We start from the raw sequence: 4,803 nt of genomic DNA, 5'->3' as shown, positions 1-4,803 counted from the left end.
GCCGGACGGACGAGTCCCGCGCCTGCGGGACCCATGCGCTTCGACAACTCGGACACGAGACCGGTCGCTAACGTCACTCGCAAGACTCGCTCCGTGGGGGTCACCGATCGGGGATCGGTCGGCACCTGAGGTACACAGGCCGGACGGACGAGTCCCGCGCCTGCGGGACCCATGCGCTTCGACAACTCGGACACGAGACCGGTCGCTAACGTCACTCGCAAGACTCGCTCCGTACGGGTGATCAGTGCTCGAACGGCCTTTGCCGGGCCGGGCACGCAGCCACGCGGGTCGACTAACATGCCTGGCATGAGTTCGGAACTGCTCGTCGATGTCTCCGCGGGCATCGCCGTCCTCACCCTCAACAGACCCGCACAGCAGAATGCCGTCACCCCGGCCATGGCCGCCGAATTGAGTGCGGCACTACAGCGTTGCGATGTCGAGGATGCGATTCGCGCGGTCGTCATTACCGGCACGGCGCCCGCGTTCTGCGCGGGTGCCGATCTGTCCAATCGGGTCGGCGAGGTCAGCGCGACCATCGAACCGGCGCCGTGGCGGGTGCGCAAGCCGGTGATCGCGGCCGTGAACGGACATGCGGTCGGTATCGGACTCGCACTGGCCTTGCAATGCGATCTCCGGTACATGGCACGCGACGCGGTCTACGGACTCAATCAGGTGCGTCGCGGCGTACTCGCGGACGGCTACGCGCACTGGACACTGCCGCGGTTGGTCGGCATGGCCAATGCCGCCGACATCATGCTGACCGGTCGCACCTTCGACGGCGACGAGGCCAAGGCCATGGGCCTGGCCAATGGCTGCCTACCCGGGGGCGAGGTGCTGCCGACGGCGCTCGCCATCGCCCATGACATCGCGAACGGGGCGGCACCGCTGCCGGTGGCACTGTCGAAGCGGCTGCTCTGGGAGGGCCTCGGCATGAGTCCGACCATGGTCGGACAACTGGAGACCGAACTGAACGGGCACGTCGGCAAGAGCATCGACGGTGGTGAGGCGATGGCCGCCTTCCGGGATCGCCGCCAGCCCAATTGGACCGGCAGCATCAGCGAGGAATGGCCGGCCTGGGACAGCAAGGTCGAGAACGAACGGCCCAGCCTGGATTGACCGGACCCGCGATTACGCTCGGCCGCCGATCAGGATGAGCAGAAAAATGATCGCGAAACAGACCATGAGGATCGTGCCGATAATGCCGAGGACATAGCCGACCAGCACCTGCGCGCGACCACCGTAACCGCCGTGGGATTCCTCGATCTGGTTGAGCGCACGTCTGCCGAGCGCCCACGCCACCGGCCCCAGCAGACCGCAGCAGAACAGACTCGCCGCGCCGAGCGCCAGCACCGCCGTCGCATGCGGATGCTCGATCGTCTCCTTGGGAGCCTCGTTCGGGATGACCACGAGTCGAATTCTACGGGGCCGGAGTCGATTTGCGGTTCAACCGCGACAGCCGATTTGCCCGGTCGACCGCGATCACCGATTTGCGCTCTGCCCGTTGCGGTTCGAACGCGTCGACCGACTTGCCGGTATCCAGCCGCCGAATCGGCCGCCGCGTTCAGGCTCGACGCCCGCACGATTCGGAGAGCACCCGCCCGCCGATTCGCCGCACTCCTGTACTGCTGCCGCCGACGTACACCCCAATTCACCACCGCAAATGTGTGGATCACATGTGCGCGGTAACCGAGGGACGCGTGTGATGTGGGATGGCCGCGGTTTAGATGCGACGCTGGCGGGCGATCTCGGAGAGTACTACGCCCGCGGCGACCGAGGCATTCAGCGATTCCACCGGTCCCGCCATCGGAATGCCGAGGATCGAATCACAGGTCTCGCGAACCAGCCGAGACAGGCCCTTGCCCTCCGAACCGACCACAATCACGGTGGGGATGCGGCCGTCGAAATCATCGAGGGTGGTATCACCGCCCGCGTCGAGACCGACGATCTGGAACCCCCGCGAGGCCCAATCCTTCAGTGTGCGAGTGAGATTCGTGGCGCGGGCGACCGGAAGCCGAGCCGCGGCACCCGCACTGGTCCGCCAGGCCACCGCGGTGACGCTGGCGCTGCGCCGCTGCGGAATCAGCACACCCTGGCCGCCGAAGGCCGCCACCGAGCGGATGACGGCGCCGAGATTGCGCGGATCGGAAATATTGTCCAGCGCGACCAGCAGGGCGGGTTCGGCCGAATCCTGGACCCGCGCAACCAGATCGTCCGGATGGGCATACCGATACGGCGGCACCTGCAGCGCCACACCCTGATGCAGTCCGTTGGCGCTCAACCGATCCAGATCGGTGCGCGGCACCTCGAGGATCGAAATGCCCGCATCCGCGGCGATCTTCACACTTTCGGTCAGCCGGTCGTCGTTCTCGGTGCCCACCGCGACGTACAACGCGCTCGCGGGCACACCGGCACGCAGACATTCGACGACCGGATTGCGGCCGAGCACCATCTCCGGACCGTCGTCGCTCTTGCGTCCGGCCGGACGACCGGTGCCACGCGGACCGGGCCGGCCCTGGGTGGCGGCCTTCGCCTTGGCCGCCGCGCGCTTGGCGGCGGGATGTTTGGTGCGCGCCTCGGCGGGCGGGGTCGCACCGCGGGGCTCCAGACCGCGTCGACGCTGCCCACCGGAGCCGACGACCGCACCCTTTTTGCTGCCGCCCTTGCGAATCGCGCCGCGACGCTGCGAATTGCCTGCCATCAGTTCGCCTTTCCACGCTGTACCGCACCCGGCGAATGCTGTGTCGCGCCCAGCGACCATTCCGGGCCCTGCGGGGTATCGGTCACTTCGATCCCGGCGGCCTGCAATCGGTCGCGCGCCGCATCGGCGTTCGCCCAGTCCTTCGCGGCGCGCGCCTGCTGGCGGCGGTCGAGTTCGGCGCGCACCAGCACATCCAATGCGTCCAGCGCGACGGAATTGTCCTCTGGGGTGTACCACTGCGGGTCGAACGGGCAGACGCCGAGGATATTCAGCATGGCCCGGACCTGCCCGGCCAACTCGACCGCCTCATCGATCGCGCCCGACTCCAACGCCTTGTTGCCCTCGTGTACTACACGGTGCACCTCGGCCAGGGCTCGAGGAATCGCCAGATCGTCGTCGAGCGCTTCGGCGAACGCATCGGTCCACTTGCCGACCGCGATCTCCCCGGCCCGCTCGGCCACCCGGTGCACGAAGGCCTCGATCCGCTGATACGAGGCCGCGGCATCGTAGAGCGCCTTGTCCGAGTACTCGAGCATCGAGCGGTAGTGCGCGCTGCCCAGGTAGAATCTGAGTTCAACGGCCCGAACCTTTTTCAGCACATTCGGCACCGAGAGCACATTGCCCAGCGACTTGGACATCTTCTCGCCGCCCATGGTCACCCAGCCGTTGTGCAGCCAGTACTGCGCGAATCCGTCACCGGCCGCCTTGGACTGAGCGATCTCGTTCTCGTGGTGCGGGAAGACCAGATCCATTCCGCCGCAATGGATATCGAATTCCGGGCCGAGATAGAACTCGGCCATGGCGGAGCATTCCAGATGCCAGCCGGGTCGGCCGGGACCCCACGGCGACGGCCAGGTCGGTTCGCCGGGTTTGGCGGCCTTCCACAGCGTGAAGTCGCGCGGATCGCGTTTGCCCTCCCCCGCGCTCTCGCCCTGGTGCACGTCATCGAGTTTGTGCCCGGACAGGCTGCCGTATTCCGGATAGCTGACCACGTCGAAGTAGACATTGCCCGCGGAGGCATAGGCGTGTCCGCGCTCGATCAACCGCTGCATCAGATCGGTCATCTGGGTGATGTGGCCGGTCGCGCGGGGTTCCACCGAAGGCGGCAGTACGCCGAGTGTCTGGTAGGCCTTGTCGAAGGCGCGCTCGTAGGTGGACGCCCACTCCCACCAGGGGCGCCCCGCCTCGGCGGCCTTGGTCAGGATCTTGTCCTCGATATCGGTGACATTGCGGATGAACCACACGTCGTAGTCGTGTGCGAGCAGCCAGCGCCGCAGCACGTCGAATGCGACTCCGCTGCGCACATGTCCGATATGTGGTTCCCCCTGCACGGTGGCGCCACAGAGGTACACCGAGGCACGGCCGGGGACCAGTGGCGCGAAGTCGCGCATGGTCCGCGTGTCGGTGTCAAAAAGGCGCAGAGTCACGGAAGTCGATCCTAGCTGGTAGTTAAGGCCGCTCACGGAGCGGATCAGGTCGGCGGAAGCTGGATCAGCGACACTCTTGTAGCAGGGCGGTAGCCACTGCCGCAATGCCCTCACCGCGGCCGGTCAGTCCGAGGCCGTCGGTTGTGGTGCCCGACACCGAGACCGGGGCGCCGAGCAGTTCGCCGAGCACCTCTTGGGCCTCGGCGCGCCGCGGTCCGATCTTCGGCCGATTGCCGATCACCTGGACCGCCGCATTGACGATTTCGAAGTTCGCCCCGTCAAGGAGCCTACGCACTTCTTTGAGCATGGCCGCGCCGGAAACGCCCGCCCATTCCGGCCGTCCGGTGCCGAAGACCGCGCCGACATCGCCGAGTCCGGCCGCGGAAAGCAGCGCATCGCAGAGCGCGTGCGCGGCGACATCGCCGTCGGAATGTCCGGCGCAGCCGTCGGCGCCGTCGAAGAGCAGACCCGCCATCCAGCACGGCCTGCCGACCTCGATGGGATGGACATCGCTGCCGATGCCGACGCGCATGCTCACGCCTCCGCCTCGCTAACGCTCGGCTCCGGCGTGACCATGCACATGGCTGTGTTGATCGTTCGCTCGCTGCGCTCACTCATGCCCCCGCCTCGCTAACACTCGGCTCCGGCGTGACCATGCACATGGCTGTGTTGATCGTT

General features: G+C 67.0%; 5 protein-coding genes. 1 reads left to right on the top strand and 4 read right to left on the bottom strand.

Annotation, left to right across the window (positions count from 1 at the left end):
* The first annotated feature begins 306 nt into the window (after positions 1–306).
* The gene (locus AB0L58_RS42740) at positions 307–1,116 is read left to right on the top strand and encodes an enoyl-CoA hydratase-related protein (protein ID WP_364397388.1); all 810 of its coding nucleotides are present in this window, start codon (positions 307–309) and stop codon (positions 1,114–1,116) included.
* A gap of 12 nt (positions 1,117–1,128) precedes the next feature.
* On the opposite strand, the gene AB0L58_RS42735 is transcribed toward AB0L58_RS42740, so the two are convergent.
* From AB0L58_RS42735 to ispF, 4 genes are all read right to left on the bottom strand, one after another.
* Positions 1,129–1,407 (bottom strand): DUF4190 domain-containing protein, encoded by a 279-nt coding sequence (locus AB0L58_RS42735; protein ID WP_364397385.1) that lies wholly within the window; start codon positions 1,405–1,407, stop codon positions 1,129–1,131.
* A gap of 313 nt (positions 1,408–1,720) precedes the next feature.
* Entirely contained in the window at positions 1,721–2,698 is a 978-nt protein-coding gene (gene rlmB, locus AB0L58_RS42730; protein WP_364397382.1) for a 23S rRNA (guanosine(2251)-2'-O)-methyltransferase RlmB, read from the bottom strand.
* On the bottom strand, positions 2,698–4,125 hold the full coding sequence (cysS, locus tag AB0L58_RS42725; protein WP_364397379.1) for a cysteine--tRNA ligase: 1,428 nt from the start codon (positions 4,123–4,125) through the stop codon (positions 2,698–2,700). Before cysS ends, rlmB begins: the two co-directional genes overlap by 1 nt.
* Before the next feature lie 64 nt (positions 4,126–4,189).
* Positions 4,190–4,657, bottom strand: coding sequence for a 2-C-methyl-D-erythritol 2,4-cyclodiphosphate synthase (ispF, locus tag AB0L58_RS42720; RefSeq protein ID WP_364397391.1), 468 nt, complete (start codon positions 4,655–4,657; stop codon positions 4,190–4,192).
* Positions 4,658–4,803: the final 146 nt, after the last annotated feature.

Origin of the sequence: Nocardia sp. NPDC052112 (genome assembly GCF_040680135.1) — a bacterium.
Classification (GTDB): domain Bacteria; phylum Actinomycetota; class Actinomycetes; order Mycobacteriales; family Mycobacteriaceae; genus Nocardia.
This window is presented reverse-complemented; position numbering and strand designations above follow the sequence as displayed.